This is a genomic window from Streptomyces sp. NPDC034103, from assembly GCF_055575395.1.
This window is the reverse complement of the sequence record NZ_JBVISS010000013.1, coordinates 258,328-276,220: the sequence shown is the minus strand read 5'-3', so window position 1 is coordinate 276,220 and position 17,893 is coordinate 258,328. Positions and strand designations below refer to the sequence as shown.

The following is a 17,893-nucleotide window of genomic DNA, read 5'->3' as shown; positions in this document are numbered from 1 at the left end:
CTGACGGGGCGCGGGGGTGAGTGCGTGGTGGCTTGTCGCGCATTCCCCGCGCCCCTGGGTCGCTGTCCTAGTCGGCGTTCACGTAGGACCGCCAGCCTCCGTACGAGGTGATGTCCTCCGCGTCCACGAGGGCGGACGGTTCGCACAGGAAGCCGGGGGCGCTGGTGCCGTCGGCCAGTTCGACGCTGCCGAGGGTCATCGGGCGGGGGAGGCTCGCGACGAGGCGGCCCAGGCCCTCCGCCGGGAGGTGCCAGATCTCCGTCTCGATCGCGGCGCCGCCCGTGCCCACGTGTTCCAGGCCCGGCTTCGGCGGGGCAGTGCGCAGGGCGTGCAGGCGGTACACCGGGGCCGTGGTCGTCGTACGGTCCAAGCGGGCTCCCAGCGCCAGGAGTTGCGGGTTCAGGGGCTGGCCCGTCAGATGGGCGCCGACCACCGCCAGCCGTGTCCGCGGCTGAAGCAGGGCCGCGATCCTCGCCAGACGCTCGTCGGTGTGTGCCGGGCCGATCAGCATCACGCCGAACGGCAGGCCGTGCACCTCTCCCGCCGGGACGGCGACCGCCGCCTGGTCGAAGAGGTTCGTGGAGTTGGTGAAGCGGCCCAGCCGGGCGTTGGCGCCGAGCGGATCGGCGGCGACCTCCGCGAGGGTGGGGTGACCCGGCGTGGTGGGCAGCAACAGGGCGTCCGTGCCGGCGAGTTCACTCTCCGCGCGGGTGCGCAGGGCGGCCAGTCGCTCCTGGTCGGCGTAGAGCTGGTGGGCCGGGAGGTCGCGGGCGCGGGTGATGATGCCGGCGACGGTGGGGTCCAGGGTGGCGACGCCCTCCGAGATCGCCTTGTCGACAAAGCTCCCGACGGCCGTGTAGCGCTCGGCCACGAACGCGCCCTCGTAGAGCATCGCGGCCGCCTCGCTGAAGGGCGTGAGGTCGATCTCCCGCACCGCCGCGCCCGCCGCGACGAGCCGCTGGATGGCCGCCTCGTACGCCTCCGCCCAGCCCTCGTCCAGGTCACCGAGCTGTTCGCGCGGCGGGACCGCGATCCGCCAGGGGCCCGGCGGGCGGCCGGGACGGGCCGGTGGTGTGCCGGTCGCCATGTGGGCCAAGGCCTGCTCGGCCTCCGGCAGGGTGCGGGCGAAGACCGTCACACAGTCCAGGGAGGCGCAGGCCGGGACGACACCGGCGGTCGGGACCAGACCGCGGGTGGGTTTGAGACCGACGATGCCGTTGAAGGCGGCCGGCACCCGGCCGGAGCCCGCGGTGTCGGTGCCGAGGGCGAGGTCGGCGATGCCGAGCGCCACCGCGACGGCCGAGCCGGAGCTGGAGCCGCCGCTGACACGGGCGGGGTCGTGGGCGTTGCGGACGGCGCCGTGGGGTGAGCGCGTGCCGACCAGGCCGGTCGCGAACTGGTCCAGGTTCGTGGTGCCCAGCACGATCGCCCCCGCCGCGCGGAGTCCGGCGACCACGGTTGCGTCGGCCACCGGCGCGTAGGCGTACGCCGGGCAGCCCGCGGTCGTCGGCAGCCCCGCGACGTCGATGTTCCCCTTGACGGCGAGCAGGCGGCCGGCGAGGGGGAGCCGCTCGCCGGCGGCGACCCGCTCGTCCAGGGTGTGTGCCTCGGCCTCGACCTCCGCCCGGGGGCGCAGGTCGATCCAGATCTCGGGGCGGTCCACGGCGTCGAGGCGGGCATAGGCGGCGCGGACACGCTGTACTGCGGACATCACTGACTCCTCGGGGCCGGGGCCAGGACGAGCAGTGCCGTCCCCGCCTCCACCTGGTCGCCGGGTCTGGCCAGGACCTGCGCCACCACGCCGGCGATCGGCGCGGGCACCCTGGACTCCATCTTCATCGCCTCCAGCGCCAGGAGCGGCTGGCCGGCCGCGACCCGGTCGCCGGGCGACACGTTCACCTGCCATACGGACGCGGCGAACTCCGCCTCGACGAGCCGTCCGCCCGGCGGGACCGTCACCTCGGCGGGGGAAGCGGCCGGGGCCGTGACCGCCTCGGCCCGCGCGAACTCGCCCGCCGCCTCCCACGCGTCCCGCTCCGCGGCGAAGGCCGCCTGCTGGCGTGCCCTGAACTCCGCTATGGAATCGGCGTGTTCGGTGAGGAAGGCCTGGTGCTCGGCGAGCGAGAAGGTGCCCTCCTCGATACGCGGCACGAACCGGCCGGACGTGATGTCGGCGCGCAGTTGCAGGAGTTCGTCCGCGCCCACCGGATACCACTTGACGCGGTCGAAGAAGCGCAGCAGCCAGGGTGAGCCCGGTTCGAACGCGCCGCGCTGCTGCCAGGGCGACCACACCTGGGTCGTACGGCCCACGAACTGGTAGCCGCCGGGACCTTCCATGCCGTAGACGCACAGGTAGGCCCCGCCGATGCCGACCGAGTTCTCGGCCGTCCAGGTGCGGGCCGGGTTGTACTTGGTGGTCACCAGGCGGTGCCGCGGGTCGAGGGGGGTGGCGACGGGGGCGCCCAGGTAGACGTCGCCCAGGCCCAGGACGAGGTACTCCGCGTCGAAGACCGTGCGGTAGACGTCGTTCACCGACTCAAGGCCGTTGACGCGGCGGATGAACTCGATGTTCCAGGGGCACCAGGGCGCGTCGTCCCGTACCCCGGCCATGTAGCGGGCGATGGCCTCGCGGGTGGCGGGGTCGTCCCAGGAGAGGGGGAGGTGCACTGTGCGGGAGGGGACGACGAGTGCGTCGCTCGGGGGGAGGGAGGCGGTGATCTCCCGCACGGTGGCGAGGAGTTCGTGCTGCGGCAGCCGCACGGGGTCCGTTCGGATCTGGAGGGAGCGGATGCCGGGGGTGAGGTCGGTGACGCCGTCCAGACTGGTGTCGGCCACCGCTTCCATCAGCGCGTGGACGCGCATGCGCAGGGCCAGGTCGAGTTGCATGGGCCCGAACTCGACCAGCAGGTTGTCGTCGCCGCTGCGGCGGTAGGTCACGTCGCCGTCGCGGGCGAGGATGCCGCCGTCCACGATCGCCGGGCGCGCCGAGCCGTCGGTCGTCACCGGGACGAAGCGCACCGTGTCGCCCGGTCGCAGCTGGCCCAGCTTCCAGCGCTCGGAGCTGAGCACGGTCGCCGGGCACACGAACCCGCCGAGCGAGGGACCGTCCGGGCCGAGCAGTACCGGCATGTCGCCGGTGTAGTCGACGGCGCCCACCGAGTACGGGGTGTCGTGGATGTTGGACGGGTGCAGGCCCGCCTCACCGCCGTCCGTGCGGGCCCAGCGGGGTGTGGGGCCGACGAGGCGGACCCCGGTGCGGGCCGAGTTGAAGTGGACCTTCCAGTCGGCGGCGTAGAAGTCCCGGATGTCGTCCTCGGTGAAGAACTCCGGTGCGGCGTGCGGGCCTTCCACGGCACCGAGGTGCCAGGTCCGGGTGAAGCGGGGCGGGTCGGCGACCGGGGTTCCCTCGGTCACGGTCCCGCCGTGCAGGACGTCCCCGGTCCGCAGGGCGCGCCCGCCGTGTCCGCCGAAGCGGCCCAGGGTGAAGGTGCCCGCGCTGCCGAGGTAGGCGGGGACGTCGAGGCCTCCGGCGAACAACACATAGGTACGCAGGCCGAGTTCGGCGGGTGCCCCGATCTCCAGCACCGAACCGGCCGGCACGGTCACCGGGCGCCACTGGGCGGCCGCGGCGCCGTCCACGGTGACCGGCGCGGGGGCTCCGGTCACGCACACGGTGGTGGCGTGGCTGAACCGCAACGTCGGCCCCTGGAGGGTGCATTCGAGCCCCGGCGCGCCCTCGTGGTTGCCGAGTGCCCGGTTGCCGAGCCGGAAGGACAGGTCGTCCATCGGGCCGCTCGGGGGCACGCCGACCTGCCAGTACCCGGTGCGGCCGGGCCAGTCCTGCACGGTGGTGAGGGTGCCGCCGGAGGTGACCTCGATCCGGGGCGTGGGGTCGTGGACCTCGGCGAGGGTGGCCGTCGAGTGGGCCGCCTCGGTGAAGCGGGGATCGGCGAGGGCGGCCCTGAGCAGGCCCAGGTTGGTCTCGATGCCGTCCACGCGGGTGCGGGCCAGCGCCTCGTCGAGCCTGCGGAGCGCGTGCGCGCGGTCCGGGCCGTGGGCGACGATCTTCGCGAGCATCGGGTCGTAGGAGGCGGTCACCTCGGTGCCGGACTCCACCCAGCCGTCGACCCGCACCCCCGGCGGGAACTCCACCCGCGTCAACAGGCCCGCGCTGGGCCGGTGTTCGCGCGAGGGGTCCTCGGCGTAGAGGCGGGCCTCGACGGCGTGGCCGCGGGGCGGGCCCGGCTCGCGCACGACGTCCGGTTCACCGAGGGCCAGCCGGAGCATCCAGGCGACCAGGTCGACGCCGTAGATATCCTCGGTGACGGGATGCTCCACCTGGAGGCGGGTGTTGACCTCCAGGAAGTAGGCCTCCTCGCGGGCGGTGTCGTAGACGAACTCGACGGTTCCCGCGGACCGGTAGCGGACGGAGGCGCACAAGTCGCGCGCCCCGGCCGCGAGTCGGTGGCGCACGACATCGGACAGCCCCGGTGCCGGGGCCTCCTCCAGCACCTTCTGGTTGCGGCGCTGGAGCGAGCAGTCGCGGTCGCCGAGGGTGACGACCCCGCCCTCCCCGTCGCCGAAGACCTGCACCTCCACATGGCGGGCGTGCTCGACGAGCCGCTCCAGGAAGACGCCCGCGGAGGAGAAGGAGGCGGCGGCCACGCGCTGCACGCGCTCCCAGGCGTCCGCCAGTTCGGCGTCGGAGCGGCAGGCCGACATACCGATGCCGCCGCCACCGCCGGTGGCCTTGAGCATGACGGGGTAGCCGATCACCCGGGCGGCCCCCAGCGCCTCCGCGACCGACCCCAGCAGCCCCGTCCCCGGTGCCGGTGGCACCCCTGCCGCCTCGGCCGCCGCACGCGCCGTGTGCTTGGTGCCGAACAGCTCCAGCTGCTCCGGCGTCGGGCCCACGAACACGATCCCGGCCGCCTCGCAGCGCCGGGCGAACCCCGCGTCCTCCGACAGGAAGCCGTACCCGGGGTGAACGGCCCCCGCCCCGGTGTCCTTGGCCGCCCTGAGCACCAGCTCGGCGTCCAGGTACGACTCCTTCGCGGGCGCGGGGCCCAGCCGTACGGCCTGGTCCGCGAGCCGCACATGGGGGGCCGAGCGGTCCGGGTCGGAGTACACCGCGACCGTGCGCAGGCCCAGTTCGCGGGCGGTACGGATGATCCGTACCGCGATCTCGCCCCGGTTGGCGACGAGCAGGGTGTCGAAGGTCATGCGCCCGCCCCGGTGATCGTGATCTCCACCGCCGTCGGGTCGAAGCCGTTGCAGGGGTTGTTGATCTGGGGGCAGTTGGAGACGAGGACCAGCACATCGCGCTCGGCGCGCAGGGTCAGCCGCAGGCCGGGGGCCGAGATGCCGTCGACGATGCCGAGGGTGCCGTCCTTCTCGACCGGGACGTTCATGTACCAGTTGACGTTGGAGACCAGGTCGCGCTTGCCCAGGCCGTAACGGGCGCCTTCGGCCAGGAAGTTGTCCACGCACGCGTGCTGCGACCAGGTGTGGTGGCCGTAGCGCAGGGTGTTGGACTCCTTGGAGCAGGCGCCGCCGACCGTGTCGTGGCGGCCCACCTCGTCGTCGAGCACGGTCATCAGCGGGGTGTGCTCGTTCGACATCAGCACGCTGCCGGTGGTCAGGAAGAGGTTGCCCCGCGCCTGGACGGTGTCGGGCGCGCTGTAGCGCACGGCGGTGTCATGGGCGTCGTAGACGAGGAAGTCGACGGCCTGGTTGCCGTGCAGATCGGTGAGGGTGAGGGTGTGGCCGGCCGGGACGACGGCGGACCAGGCCCCGCGGGCGGGAACGACGGTCGTGCTCATGCGAGCCCCCTCGCGGCGAGGAGTTCGGCGGTGTTGAGGAAGGCGCGACGGCCCTCCGGGGTGGCGTTCCACAGCGGGTCCTCGGGGCCCGTCGGCGCCGCGCGCCAGGCCAGCACCTCCAGTGGGGTGCTGACGTAGTCGGGGCGCGGGTCGACCGGGTGCGGCACGTTGGCGATCAGCACGGTGACGTCCTGCTCGGCGCGCAGGGTGACGGCGGCGCCGGGTCCGGCCGAGCCGGTGAAGTCCAGGGCGCCGTCCTCGTGGATCCGCACGCCCTGGAAGAAGGAGAGCGACGGCGGCAGGTCGCGCGGCTCCAGGCCGTTCTTCGCGGCCGCCAGCTTCAGCAACTCTCGTCCGGCGGGGGAGTCGGACTGCGGGGTGCCGTCGCCGTACCGCTCGGTGTTGCGGGCCAGCGTGGAGGTGCCGCACAGGGCGTCGTGGCGGCCGGAGGTGTCGGCCACCAGGGAGGCGAGGACGCGGCCCTGGTCGGACAGGAGGAGGGCGCCCTCACCCAGATAGGCGTTCCACTGCACCTTCACCGTGTCGGCCACGTTCAGCCGCTCCCAGGGCCGGTCCGCCGCGTACAGCAGCAGATGGGCGCAGGCGTCGCCGCGCAGGTCGGTCAGGCGCAGCGCGGTGCCGCGGGCCAGCACCCGGTGCGTGTAGTTGCCGCCCGCCACCGTCTCGGCCCACACCAGCCGGCCGGCGTCGGCGGGCGGCTCCGGCCAGTCGGCCGCCGGGACGACGGGCATCGCCTCCACGCGGGTGCCCTCCTGGGCGCGGGCGTGATCGCGGGCTCCGTACGTGGTCTGTGTCGCCATCGCGGGACCTCCGGCTCCGGTGCTGTTTCTGTCGTGCGACAGAAATTAGGAGCGGGGTGGGTCACGGCGGTTGCCCGGGCATTGCGGGGTGGTTACCGGCCCCTCACCCGGCCCGACCGGCTCCTTTCGAAGATCATCGGGCGGGTCGCTGTGCGAGGATCGGCGCATGGGAGCGACGGGTGGACGGCGGGTCGGCAGACCGCGTGCGGCGCAACGGCCGGACAGCGGGCTGGAGCCGCGCGACGAACTGCTCGCGGCCGCCGCCGAGTTGTTCACCACCCGCGGTTACGCGGCCACCACCACCCGGGCCGTCGCCGAACGCGCGGGCATGCGCCAGGCCTCGATGTACCACTACGTCTCCGGCAAGGAGGAGCTGCTCGCCCGGCTGCTGGAGTCCACGGTCACCCCGTCCCTCGGCTACGCCCGGGAACTCCTCGCCGACGTCGCGGCCCCGGCCGAGGACCGGCTGTGGAAGCTGTGCCGTGCGGACGTGGAGCTGCTGTGCGGCGGTCCGCACAACCTCGGCGGCCTCTACCTGCTGCCCGAGGTGCGCGCCGAGCGCTTCGCCGGATTCCACGCCGTGCGCGCCGAACTCAAGGACGCCTACCGGCAGTTGATCGCCGCCACGGAGGCCGGTGGCGCGCTCGCGAAGAGCGAGCTGGAACTCCGTACCGACCTGGTCTTCGGGCTGATCGAGGGCGTCATCCTGGTCCACCGCTCCGAGCCCGACCGCCCGGTGTCGGTGTTTGCGGAAGCCACCGCGGACGCGGCCCTGCGGATCGCCGGGGTCTGAACCCGGACCCCGTTCACCCGTCACGGTGAGTGGTCTTCGTATGGGCGTACGCCGTGACGCACCGTGTGCGAACGAAGGCGCAGCGTGTAAATGGATCTGAGAGTACTCCTGTCTCGGGGGCGATTTCAGGGGCTTGCTGAATATGACACAGCGATGATCCGGTCGGACTAAGCTCGCCCGCGGCGCACCGAGTTGAGATGTATTCGTGCGCTTGTTCCCTATGTATGCGCATCCAAACCGATTTGTTTCCGAGGGCCTTACATGGTGAGTGTTCAATCCCCACCCGCCGGACGCCGTGAACTTCCCTACGCGCGCGTGCTCCTGCTTCCCGCGATAGCGATGGCCGCGGCCATCGGAGCCGCAGCCGCGTTGGTGCCGGAGCCGGCCCGGACCGCCGTCGCCTGTTGCGGCGCCGTGGCCATGCTCCTGGTGCTCGCGACGGCTTCCGAAGCGGTGCGCCGCGGCCGGGCCCTGCGCCACCTGCGGACCGAGCATGCCCGTAACACTGCGTATCTGGAACGCCGGGTCGCCTCCCACGAGGAGGAGATGCTCCGCCTCGCCAAGGAGATCGCGCCCGCCGCGATCTACCGGTTGCGATGCGGAAATTCCCCCGGGGAGGTGATTCGCCGACTGGGTGACATCGACCCCTCGTACCGCGAACTCCCCGAGTCGCAGGTGCGCCTGCTCAAGACGATGCTCGAGATCATCGATCACGAGGAAGCCCTCCGCGACTCCTCGCAGCGCTCCTTCGTCAGCATCGCCCGCCGCGTCCAGGCGATCGTGCACCAGCAGAACAAGGAACTCCGCGAGATGGAGGAGGACCACGGCCGCAACCCCGAGGTCTTCGACGACCTGCTGCGCATCGACCACGGCACCGCGCTGATCGGCCGCCTCGCCGACTCCATCTCCGTCCTCGGCGGCGGCCGCCCCGGCAGGCAGTGGCCCGACCCCGTCCCGCTGTACAGCGTGCTGCGCGGCGGCATGTCCCGCATCCTGGAGTACCGCCGCATCAAGCTGGACTCCATCGCCCACGTCAACATCCGCGGCATCTCCGTCGAGCCGGTCATCCACGCGGTCGCGGAGCTCCTGGACAACGCCACCCGCTACTCGCCACCGCAGACCAAGGTCCACGTCACCGCCAGCGAGGTGCAGACCGGCGTCGCCATCGAGATCGAGGACGCCGGCGTCAGCTTCAGCGAGGAGGCCCGCGCCAAGGCCGAGGGCATGCTGGAGCGCGCCAAGGCCGGCGTCGACCTCCAGGTCCTCGGCGACTCCCCGCGCCTGGGCCTGGCCGTCGTGGGCCGTCTGTGCACGCAGTTCAACATGCAGGTATCGCTGCGCTCCTCGGCGTACGGCGGTGTCCGCGCCGTCCTCGTCGTGCCGCGCGAGATGATGACGAGCGACCCGGCCCCCGGACTCGCTCACGGCATCGGCGCCGCCGCCGTGCCGAAGACCGAAGGTGCGCTCGAAGGTCCCAAGCGCGCACCCAAGAAGCGCCGCCCCACCAGCCCCCGCATCCCGGCATCCGTGTCCATGGAGGACGACGTCCCCGAGGTGACCGAATGGACGGCGAACGGGCTGCCGCAGCGGCGCAGTCGGGTCAAGACCCCGCTCAGCCAGCGGATCGCCGAGCAGGCGGCCATCGAGAAGGCCGAGCGGGAGGGCAGGCCGACCATCTGGTCGACCCCCGCCCCCGAACCCGAGCCGGAGAAGGACGAACCCGAACCCGGACTGTGGGTCGAGGCCTTCTGGAACGGGCTCAAGGGCGGCCCCGACCCGACCGCACCCACCCAGACGACCACCGAGCCGGTCCGCACCGAGGCCGACGACGAGAGGGACCACACGTGATCCAGCAGCGAGCCAACTTCGACTGGATGCTCAAGGATCTCGCCGACGGGGTACCGGGCATCGAGATGATCGTGGTGCTCTCCGCCGACGGCCTGCGCATCGCTCGCTACGGAGGCGACCCGGACGCCGCCGACCGCGTCGCCGCGGCCTGCGCGGGACTGCAGAGCCTCGCCCACGCCGTCGCCCACGAGATCCCGGACAGCGACGGCCGGATGAAGATGGTCATCATCGAGATCAACGGCGGCTACTTCTACCTGATGGCCGCGGGCGCCAACGCCTATCTCGCCGTCCTGTCCGACGTGGTCGCCGAACCGGGACTGATGAGCAACCGGATGCGCGACCTCGTCGTCAGGATCGGCGCCCATCTGACCAGTCCGCCCAGGCGTAACGGGCAGACCGTATGACTCCTCCGCAACGCCGACGGCGATTTCCCCCGAAGGAAGAACCGCCCCCGAAACCCGTGGGCGAGGGCGACGGCAAGCGCCCCCCGGAACGGCTGTACGTGGTGGCCGGACCGGACGGCGAACGGGCCGACCTCGACCTGGTCGCGTTAATCGTGGCGCGCGCCGACGCGCCGCCCTCCGCCACACCCGAGCAGACGGCGATCCTCCGGCTCAGCACGGCCCCGATCTCGGTCGCCGAGCTCTCGGCCTATCTGAGCCTGCCGTTCAGCGTGATGACCACCCTGCTCACCGAGATGCTGACGGCCGAGCTGGTGCAGGTGCGCGCCCCGATCGTCCGCCAGGCGCTCCCCGACCGTTCCCTTCTCGAAGCGGTGATGCATGGACTTCAAAGGCTCTGACACCATCCCCGGCCCACGCACAGAGGATCGACTCCCGCACACGGCCCAGGCCGCGGTGAAGATCGTGATCGTGGGCGGCTTCGGAGTCGGCAAGACGACCATGGTCGGCTCGGTCAGCGAGATCAGGCCGCTGACCACCGAGGAGACCATGACCCAGGCCGGAATCGGGGTCGACGACAACTACGGCTCCGAGACCAAGACCGCCACCACCGTGGCGATGGACTTCGGCCGCATCAGCATCACCGACCAGCTCGTGCTCTACCTGTTCGGCACCCCCGGCCAGGAACGCTTCTGGTTCCTGTGGAACGGCCTGTTCGAAGGAGCGCTCGGCGCGGTGGTGCTGGTCGACACCCGGCGCCTGGAGGTCAGCTTCGACGTCATAGGCCGATTGGAGGAGCGCGGCGTGCCCTTCGTCATCGCCGTCAACACCTTCCCGGACGGGCCCCGTTACCCCGTCGCCGACCTGCGCGCCGCGCTCGACCTGTCCGAGGACATCCCGATCGTGGAGTGCGACGCGCGCCGCCGTGCCTCCAGCCGGGACACCCTCATGACCCTGATGCGCTTCCTGCACTCGCTCGCGCTGACGGGCCAGCTCACCTGACCGGAGAGCCGCGCCCATCCCCCGAAACCGGATCCCCTTCGGAGCGACCCCAGTGACGCCTGAAACCCACTTCCCGACCGGTGCCGACCCCCTGGCCGGCCCACCCCCCGGCTGCCCCGCCCACGGCCGTGGCCCCGGAGGACTGCACCGGCTGTACGGCCCCGACGCGGAGGACCTCGAGAGCCTCTACGAGCAACTGCGCGAGGAACACGGCCCGGTGGCGCCCGTCCTGCTCCACGACGACGTGCCCATGTGGATCGTCCTCGGCCACGCCGAGAACCTCCATCTGGTGGGCACGCCCTCGCAGTTCTGCCGGGACAGCCGCATCTGGACCCCGCAGATCGAGGGCATGGTCAAGCCCGACCACCCGATGATGCCGCACATCGCCTGGGCGCCCATCTGCTCCTACGCCGAGGGCGACGAACACCTGCGGCTGCGCGGGGCCGTCACCGGCGCCATGTCGACCATCGACTACCGGGCCATCCGCCGGCACATCAACCGCTACACCCAGCGCCTGGTCAACGAGTTCTGCGAGCGGGGCGAGGCCGACCTCGTCGGCCAGTTCGCCGAGCACCTGCCGATGGCCATCATGTGCGAGATCTTCGGCATGCCCGAGGAGTACGACGACCGGCTCGTCCAGGCCACCCGCGACCTGCTCAAGGGCACCGAGACCGCCAACGCCAGCCAGGCGTACGTCATGGGCGTCCTCCAGGGGCTCGCCCGGCGCCGCCGCAAGGAGCCCGAGGAGGACTTCGCGAGCCACCTCGTCCTGCACCCGGCGAAACTCACCGACGACGAGGTCACCACCCACCTGTGGCTCGTCCTCATGGCGGCCTACGAGGCCACGGTCAACCTCATCGGCAACGTCCTGCGTGCCGTGCTCACCAACCCCGGTTTCCGGGCCCAGCTCAACGGCGGCCAGATGACCGTGCAGGAGGCGGTCGAGCAGTCGCTGTGGGACGAGCCGCCGTTCAGCACGGTCTTCGCCTACTACGCCAAACAGGACACCGAGTTGGGCGGCCAGCGCATCCGCAGGGGCGACGGCCTGCTCTTCGGCATCGCGCCGGGCAACGTCGACCCACGCGTCCGCCCCGACCTGAACGCCAACATGCAGGGCAACCGCTCCCACCTCGCCTTCGGCGGCGGCCCGCACGAGTGTCCCGGTCAGGACATCGCCCGTGGCATCGCCGACACCGGTGTCGACGCACTGCTGCTGCGGCTGCCGGACGTCCAACTGGACTGTGCCGAGGACGAGCTGGAGTGGCGGCAGTCGATCTCCTCGCGCCACCTCGTGGAGCTGCCCGTACGGTTCGAGCCCAAGCCGCAGCAGGACATCATGCAGCAGCCGAGCCACGCCCCGGTCCCGCCGCCGCGGCCCGCCTGGCAGGTCGGCATGGACCGGCCGCAGCAGTCGGCCCCATCGGCGACCGCGGCCCAGCCCCAGCCCGCCGCGGTGCCGCAGCAGCCGGCCCCGGCGCCGGAGCCGGTCCGCCCGATGGGCGCCTGGCGGCGCTTCCTGCGCTGGTGGCGCGGCTACTGACCGGGCCCGGGCGGCGCGGCTACCGACCGGGTCGGCCCGCCGCCCAGTCGTCGTGGGACGACCAGGCTCCCAGCACCCGCGTGCTGCGGAACCGGTGCTCCACCCCCGTGACCGGATCGGTGAACTCCAGTGACCGCGCCAGCAGTTGGAGCGGCCGCCGGAAGTCCCCGGCCGGTACGGGCGGGGCGACCTCGGGGTAGAGGGGGTCGCCGAGGATGGGCAGCCCGAGCGCGTTCATGTGGACCCGCAGCTGATGCGTCTGCCCGGTGCTGGGCGTGAGCCGGTACCGGCCCAACTCCCCGTGTCGCTCGACGAGTTCCACATGGCTGACGGCGTTGGGCTCGCCCGCCACCTCGCGGGCGGTCAGCACCCCCCGCTCCTTGACGATCCGGCTCCGCACGGTCCGGGGGAGGGCGAGCGACGCATCGTAGGGCGCCACCGCCTCGTACTCCTTGCGCACCCGCCGGTCCCGGAACAGCGCCTGGTACGCGCCGCGTTCGTCCGGCCGCACCGTGAACAGCAGCAGGCCCGCGGTCAGCCGGTCCAGCCGGTGCGCGGCGCCGAGTTCCGCGATGCCGAGCTCCCGGCGCAGCCGCGCCAGCGCGGTCTCGGTGACATGGCTGCCGCGCGGGGTGGTGGCCAGGAAGTGCGGCTTGTCGACGACGACGATGTGCTCGTCGCGATGCACGACCTCCAGCGGGAACGGCACCGGCACTTCCGGGGCCGGATCCCGGTGGAACCACACATACAGGCCCGGCGCGTACGGGGCGTCGGCCGCCACGGGCTCGGCGTCCGCCCCCACCACCCGGCCGCGCGCGAACAGGTCGTCCACGACACCGGCGCCCGCCCCGCTGAGCCGCTCCACCAGGTGCTCCCGGACGGTCGCCCAGTCACCCCCGCCCGGCAGCCGCACCCGCACGGGGTCCACTCCGTCGCGCTGCGGCAGGGGGGAGGGCGGGGGCGGGGTGCGACGTCTCATCGGGATCAAGGGTACGGCGGTCCCGGGCGCTGACAGGATGCGGACCATGCCGTACCTCATCGAGCCCGTACTGCCCGCCGGAACCCTCTCCCACAGCCCGCAGCCGGACCTCCCCGCCGGTGACGGGCTGGTCCTGCGCCCGTGGCGGACCGAGGACGCGCCCGCCGTCCACGCCGCCTTCCAGGACCCGCTGATCCAGCAGTGGCACGTCCGCAGGGCCGACTCCGTCGAGGAGGCCGCCGCCTGGATCGAGCAGTGGCGCGGGGTCTGGCGGGGCGAGCGGGCCGCCCAGTGGGCCGTCACCGACGCGGACACCGACCGGCTGCTGGGGCGGGTCGGGCTGCGCGACATCCTGCTCGGCTCCGGAACGGCGGAGGTCGCCTACTGGACCGCGCCCGAGGCACGCGGCCGGGGCATCGCCGTCCGCGCCACGGCCGCCCTCACCCGCTGGGCCCTCGACACGATCGGCTTCCACCGCCTGGAACTGCACCACTCCACCGTCAACCGGGCCTCCTGCCGCGTCGCGGCCAAGGCGGGATACGCCCTGGAGGGCACCAAACGCAGCGCCCTCCTGCACCCGGACGGCTGGCACGACATGCACCTCCACGCACGCGTGCGGGGCGACTGAGCCTGGCGGCCCGAGGGCGGGCTGCCGGGTCAGGCCGCCTCACGCACGCGTGCGGGGCGGGCGGCCCGGGTCGAGCCCGTCCGAGCCGGTCCGAGAGCGGGCTGCCGAGTCACGTCGCCTCACGCACGCGTGGGGGCGAGTGGCCTGGGTCGAGCCGGTCCGAGCCGGTCCGAGGGCGGGCTGCCGAGTCACGTCGCCCCCGCGTGCGGGGTGCCCGCGCTAGACCGGTACGGGCGTCGTCCGTTTCCGGTGCAGCCGCAGCCGGTAGGCCGCGCCGGTCAGCAGCGTCGCGGTCAGGAACAGCACCGTGAACCACTGGAACCACCAGTGCCCGCCCGCCGGGTCGTACACCGCCGCCCGGGGCCAGGCCAGGTTGACCGTCATGAACAGGCCGTACAGGAGGGCGAGGGCGTTGACCGGGACGCCCCAGCGGCCGAGCGAGAAGAGGGGGGCGCCGGTCTCGTCGGTGCCCTCGGAGGTGAAGCGGCCGCGGCGGCGGGCGAGCAGCAGGGGGCCGGTGACCATCGCGTACGCCAGGTACAGCATCACGATGCAGGTCGTGCCGATGGCCAGGAACGCCTCCGGGGAGGCGAAGTTGAGCAGCAGCAGGGCGGCGGCGAGGGCACCGACCACCAGCGCGGGGGCAGCGGGCATACCGGTGCGGGGGTGCACGCGCGCGAGGCGCCCGGAGAAGGGGAGCCGGCCGTCGCGGGCCATGGAGAACAGCATCCGGCAGGCCGCCGTCTGGATGGCGAGGGTCGCCACCGCGATGGCCACCACCACGTCGACCAGCAGGGCGCGCCCGACCCCGTCCCCCAGGCTGCTCGTCAGGACGTAACTGAGGCCTTCGAGGCCCAGTCGGCCATCGGTGAGGCTGGGCGCGGCGAGCAGGCCGCCCAGGATGATCAGTCCGCCGAGCAGGCCCGCCGAGGCGAGCGCGGTGAGGATCGTGCGGGGCGCGGTGCGCCGTGGGGAGCGTGTCTCCTCGCTCATCTCCCCGGCGCTGTCGAAGCCGATCAGCACGTACGCCGCCGTGAACGACCCCACGAGCAGCGCCCCGAACAGGCCCGGCTCCAGGGCGGGACCGGTGTGGAAGGTGATGCCGGGGGTGCGCCGTGAGTGGGTCAGCAGCAGCACGATGATCAGGACCGCGCCGATGATCTCGGCGGTCACACCGACCCGGTTGATCAGGGACATCACCCGGTTGTCGATGACGTTCACGAGGGTCGTCAGGGCCAGCAGGAGGACGCCCAGGATCGCCGCGTTGGCCGCGCCGCTCGCCGAGGTCGGCGCCGGGTCGTCGCCGACCAGCTGGAACCCGGACCAGATCGCCGGCATGACCACCTGGAGGGCCAGCGCGGCCGCCGCGACCACCACGATCTGCCCGATGACCATGATCCAGCCCGCGAACCAGCCGAAGGTGGGGTTCGACAGCCGCGTGGACCACTGGTAGATCGCGCCCGAGAGGGGATAGCGGGCGGCCAGTTCCGCGAAGCAGGCCGCCACCAGCAACTGCCCGGCCAGCACCGCCGGCCAGGCCCAGAAGAAGACGGGGCCGCCGAACGCGTACCCGAAGGCGAAGAACTGGAAGACCGTCGTCAGGACGGAGATGAAGGAGAACCCGGCCGCGAAGGACGCGTACCTGCCCAGGCTGCGGTGGAGTTCCTGGCGGTAGCCGAACTCCGCGAGGGAGCGGTCGGCGGGGGAGTCCGATGGATCGGGGCGTACGTCGGACGGGGTGATGGTCGGCACGGCGGCACCTGCCTTCGACGCGTAATTCCTGTCAGGCGACAGAAATTAGGGAAGGCCTGTTTCGCTCGCATGACGCGACCATGTACAAGGCGGGCCCAAGTCCTCACGCCGGGTGCGCCACGCCATCGGCGTGGCCCGGGAGGGCTTTACGCGGAGGGCGTCTCGGTGCCCTCCTGCTCCGCCTCGATCCGTGCGTTCCACTCCCTCTTGGTGGCCTGCCAGCCGTCCTCGTTGTGGCCGAGCCGCCAGTACCCGGAGATCGACAGGTCCTCGCGCGGGATCGCGCGCTCGACGCGCATCAGGTGCCGCAGCTGCTTCACGAAGTGCGCCTCGCCGTGCACGAACGCGTGCACCCGGCCGGCCGGGAACGCCAGTGCCCGTACGGCCTCGGTCAGCGCCTCGCCGACCCGGCGGTCACCGCGGTGCACCCAGACGACCTCGACGTCGGAGTCGATCTTCTGCTCCTCCTCGGGCCCGGAGACCTCGATGAAGGCGTGCGCCGTGGCGCCGTCGGGGAGCACCTCCAGGGAGCGGGCGATCGCGGGCAGCGCGCTCTCGTCGCCGACGAGGAGATGCCAGTCGGCGGCCGGGTCGGGGGTGTAGGCGCCGCCGGGGCCCATGAAGTGGACGGTCTCTCCCGGCTGGACCCGGGTCGCCCACGGGCCGGCGAGGCCCTCGTCGCCGTGGATCACGAAGTCCAGGGTCAGCTCGCGGTGTTCGGCGTCCCAGTGGCGGACGGTGTACGTCCGGGTCACCGGCCACTGCTCCCGCGGGAACTCCTCGCGGATGCGCTCCAGGTCGAAGGGCTCCGGGTAGGTCGCGCCCCCCGCCGGGAAGAGCAGCTTCACATAGTGGTCGGAGCAGGTGTCCGGGGCGAAGTCGGCGAGACCGTCCCCGCCGAGGACCACGCGCTGCATGTGCGGAGTCAGCCGCTCGGTGCGGACGACCTGAGCGGAATGCGGCTTCCGCGGCTTGCGTCCGGGTCGTTCTGCCATGGCGGCCTCCCTGCGTCTTCGCTTAGGCTTACCTAAGCTAGCATCTCCCCCTATGTGACACCCCTTGTGCGAGGGCAAGATTAAGCCAAGGCGGGGGGTGGGAGTTCCCTCGGAAAAGAAGCTCATTCACTCAGCGGAGAAGCTGATTTACGGTGCCGTTCCGGGCTTGCCGGCTACCGGCCCCGGCTTCCCGGTCCCCGGTTCACGGCGCACCCGCTCACCCTCCCTCACCCCTCACCGCGCCAGGGTCGTCAGCAGCCGCTGGAGCGAGCCACCCAGCCCCCAGCGCGCCGCCAGCCTCTCCACCGCCGCCGGATCGCGCGGGCCGCGCGGCAGTGCGGTGTCGACCTGCGGCAGCGGCACGTCGTCCGCGACCTTCACGACCGTGGGCGCCACCGCGACGTAGGGCCGCGACTCGTCCAGGCGCTTGCGCTGCGAGGGGGTGAGCTTGGCCTTCGGGTCGTCGACGGCCGCCATGATCCCGGCCAGGTCGCCGAACTCCGCCAGCAGCTTGGCCGCCGTCTTCTCCCCGATGCCGGGCACTCCCGGCAGACCGTCGCTCGGGTCCCCGCGCAGCAGCGCCAGATCCGCGTACCCACGCCCGTCCACCCCGTACTTCTCGCGCAGCCACGCCTCGTCGGTGAGCTGGAGCGTGCCCACGCCCTTGAGCGGGTACAGCACCCGCACCCCGCGCCCGTCGTCCACCAGCTGGTACAGGTCGCGGTCGCCGGTGACGATGTCCACCGGCCCCTTCGCCCGCGCCGTGAACGTGCCGATCACGTCGTCCGCCTCGTACCCCGCGACGCCCACGCGCGCGATGCCGAGCGCGTCGAGGATCTCCTCGATGACCGGGACCTGCGGGGAGAGCGTGTCCGGCACCTCCTCCTCGTCCGGTCCCGCCTCGTGCTCCTCGGCGACGCGGTGCGCCTTGTAGGAGGGGATGAGGTCGACCCGCCACTGGGGGCGCCAGTCGGCGTCCATGCAGGCCACCAGCTCGTCGGGGTGGTGGTCCTTGACCAGGCGGTCGATGAATTCCAGCAGCCCGCGCACGGCGTTCACCGGCGTGCCGTCCGGGGCCTTCACGGACTCCGGGACGCCGAAGTAGGCGCGGAAGTAGAGGGAGGCGGTGTCGAGGAGCATCAGTCGTCCGGTCACGCCTCGCATCATGCCGCACGGCACCGACAGACACCCGCTGCCGCTGCCGCTGCCGCTGCCGCTGCCGCCGCAGGTGGTGATCCTGCGGCGGCCCCGTGCGGGCCCTGTGAACCGGACCACGGGTGTGTTTGGGGTCGAGGGGCATGGGCAGGCGCGG

General features: G+C 72.5%; 15 protein-coding genes. 7 read left to right on the top strand and 8 right to left on the bottom strand.

Features of this window, described 5'->3' with window-relative positions; genetic code table 11:
• Positions 1–67: 67 nt before the first annotated feature.
• From atzF to ACZ56U_RS29280, 4 genes are read right to left on the bottom strand one after another with little or no spacing between them, the layout of a single operon-like run.
• Positions 68–1,711: an allophanate hydrolase gene (atzF, locus tag ACZ56U_RS29295; RefSeq protein WP_469086958.1), complete on the bottom strand. Its 1,644-nt coding sequence runs from the start codon at positions 1,709–1,711 to the stop codon at positions 68–70.
• The gene (locus ACZ56U_RS29290) at positions 1,711–5,223 is read right to left on the bottom strand and encodes a 5-oxoprolinase/urea amidolyase family protein (RefSeq protein ID WP_469086957.1); all 3,513 of its coding nucleotides are present in this window, start codon (positions 5,221–5,223) and stop codon (positions 1,711–1,713) included. Before ACZ56U_RS29290 ends, atzF begins: the two co-directional genes overlap by 1 nt.
• Positions 5,220–5,822, bottom strand: a complete 603-nt coding sequence (locus ACZ56U_RS29285) for an urea amidolyase associated protein UAAP2 (RefSeq protein ID WP_469086956.1) — start codon at positions 5,820–5,822, stop codon at positions 5,220–5,222. Before ACZ56U_RS29285 ends, ACZ56U_RS29290 begins: the two co-directional genes overlap by 4 nt.
• A complete protein-coding gene (locus tag ACZ56U_RS29280; RefSeq protein WP_469086955.1) occupies positions 5,819–6,643 on the bottom strand; it encodes an urea amidolyase associated protein UAAP1 in 825 nt (274 codons plus the stop codon). Before ACZ56U_RS29280 ends, ACZ56U_RS29285 begins: the two co-directional genes overlap by 4 nt.
• A 166-nt stretch (positions 6,644–6,809) precedes the next feature.
• Here ACZ56U_RS29280 and ACZ56U_RS29275 point away from each other — a divergent pair, with 166 nt between their 5' ends.
• The 6 genes from ACZ56U_RS29275 (at position 6,810) to ACZ56U_RS29250 (ending at position 12,227) form a co-directional block, all read left to right on the top strand.
• Entirely contained in the window at positions 6,810–7,436 is a 627-nt protein-coding gene (locus ACZ56U_RS29275; RefSeq protein WP_469086954.1) for a TetR/AcrR family transcriptional regulator, read from the top strand.
• 261 nt (positions 7,437–7,697) lie between these two features.
• Entirely contained in the window at positions 7,698–9,284 is a 1,587-nt protein-coding gene (locus ACZ56U_RS29270) for a sensor histidine kinase (protein ID WP_469086953.1), read from the top strand.
• On the top strand, positions 9,281–9,688 hold the full coding sequence (locus ACZ56U_RS29265; protein WP_046261836.1) for a roadblock/LC7 domain-containing protein: 408 nt from the start codon (positions 9,281–9,283) through the stop codon (positions 9,686–9,688). The genes ACZ56U_RS29270 and ACZ56U_RS29265 overlap by 4 nt, the downstream gene beginning before the upstream one ends.
• Positions 9,685–10,086, top strand: coding sequence for a DUF742 domain-containing protein (locus tag ACZ56U_RS29260; protein WP_469086952.1), 402 nt, complete (start codon positions 9,685–9,687; stop codon positions 10,084–10,086). Before ACZ56U_RS29265 ends, ACZ56U_RS29260 begins: the two co-directional genes overlap by 4 nt.
• Positions 10,067–10,687, top strand: a complete 621-nt coding sequence (locus ACZ56U_RS29255) for a GTP-binding protein (protein WP_391241979.1) — start codon at positions 10,067–10,069, stop codon at positions 10,685–10,687. The genes ACZ56U_RS29260 and ACZ56U_RS29255 overlap by 20 nt, the downstream gene beginning before the upstream one ends.
• Before the next feature lie 52 nt (positions 10,688–10,739).
• Positions 10,740–12,227, top strand: a complete 1,488-nt coding sequence (locus tag ACZ56U_RS29250) for a cytochrome P450 (RefSeq protein ID WP_469086951.1) — start codon at positions 10,740–10,742, stop codon at positions 12,225–12,227.
• A gap of 19 nt (positions 12,228–12,246) precedes the next feature.
• Here the strand turns inward: ACZ56U_RS29250 and ACZ56U_RS29245 are convergent, their stop codons facing one another.
• Positions 12,247–13,206 (bottom strand): RluA family pseudouridine synthase, encoded by a 960-nt coding sequence (locus ACZ56U_RS29245; RefSeq protein WP_469086950.1) that lies wholly within the window; start codon positions 13,204–13,206, stop codon positions 12,247–12,249.
• A 46-nt stretch (positions 13,207–13,252) separates the two neighbouring features.
• Between ACZ56U_RS29245 and ACZ56U_RS29240 the strand changes: the two genes are divergently transcribed.
• A complete protein-coding gene (locus tag ACZ56U_RS29240; RefSeq protein ID WP_469086949.1) occupies positions 13,253–13,834 on the top strand; it encodes a GNAT family N-acetyltransferase in 582 nt (193 codons plus the stop codon).
• A gap of 219 nt (positions 13,835–14,053) precedes the next feature.
• Here ACZ56U_RS29240 and ACZ56U_RS29235 read toward each other — a convergent pair whose 3' ends face one another.
• The 3 genes from ACZ56U_RS29235 to ACZ56U_RS29225 form a co-directional block, all read right to left on the bottom strand.
• A complete protein-coding gene (locus tag ACZ56U_RS29235) occupies positions 14,054–15,586 on the bottom strand; it encodes an amino acid permease (RefSeq protein WP_469086948.1) in 1,533 nt (510 codons plus the stop codon).
• A gap of 146 nt (positions 15,587–15,732) precedes the next feature.
• Entirely contained in the window at positions 15,733–16,581 is an 849-nt protein-coding gene (locus ACZ56U_RS29230) for a siderophore-interacting protein (RefSeq protein WP_469086947.1), read from the bottom strand.
• A gap of 234 nt (positions 16,582–16,815) precedes the next feature.
• Complete coding sequence (locus ACZ56U_RS29225; RefSeq protein WP_469086992.1) at positions 16,816–17,745, bottom strand: 5'-3' exonuclease; 930 nt, start codon at positions 17,743–17,745, stop codon at positions 16,816–16,818.
• Positions 17,746–17,893 lie beyond the last annotated feature (148 nt).

What these genes read in the sequence shown, in the direction of transcription:
- ACZ56U_RS29290 (WP_469086957.1), bottom strand. Translation starts at nt 5,223, where the DNA reads ATGACCTTCGACACCCTGCTCGTCGCCAACCGGGGCGAGATCGCGGTA.
- ACZ56U_RS29255 (WP_391241979.1), top strand. Translation starts at nt 10,067, where the DNA reads ATGGACTTCAAAGGCTCTGACACCATCCCCGGCCCACGCACAGAGGAT.
- ACZ56U_RS29275 (WP_469086954.1), top strand. Translation starts at nt 6,810, where the DNA reads ATGGGAGCGACGGGTGGACGGCGGGTCGGCAGACCGCGTGCGGCGCAA.
- ACZ56U_RS29245 (WP_469086950.1), bottom strand. Translation starts at nt 13,206, where the DNA reads ATGAGACGTCGCACCCCGCCCCCGCCCTCCCCCCTGCCGCAGCGCGAC.
- ACZ56U_RS29230 (WP_469086947.1), bottom strand. Translation starts at nt 16,581, where the DNA reads ATGGCAGAACGACCCGGACGCAAGCCGCGGAAGCCGCATTCCGCTCAG.
- ACZ56U_RS29240 (WP_469086949.1), top strand. Translation starts at nt 13,253, where the DNA reads ATGCCGTACCTCATCGAGCCCGTACTGCCCGCCGGAACCCTCTCCCAC.
- ACZ56U_RS29270 (WP_469086953.1), top strand. Translation starts at nt 7,698, where the DNA reads ATGGTGAGTGTTCAATCCCCACCCGCCGGACGCCGTGAACTTCCCTAC.
- ACZ56U_RS29285 (WP_469086956.1), bottom strand. Translation starts at nt 5,822, where the DNA reads ATGAGCACGACCGTCGTTCCCGCCCGCGGGGCCTGGTCCGCCGTCGTC.
- ACZ56U_RS29260 (WP_469086952.1), top strand. Translation starts at nt 9,685, where the DNA reads ATGACTCCTCCGCAACGCCGACGGCGATTTCCCCCGAAGGAAGAACCG.
- atzF (WP_469086958.1), bottom strand. Translation starts at nt 1,711, where the DNA reads ATGTCCGCAGTACAGCGTGTCCGCGCCGCCTATGCCCGCCTCGACGCC.
- ACZ56U_RS29280 (WP_469086955.1), bottom strand. Translation starts at nt 6,643, where the DNA reads ATGGCGACACAGACCACGTACGGAGCCCGCGATCACGCCCGCGCCCAG.
- ACZ56U_RS29225 (WP_469086992.1), bottom strand. Translation starts at nt 17,745, where the DNA reads ATGCGAGGCGTGACCGGACGACTGATGCTCCTCGACACCGCCTCCCTC.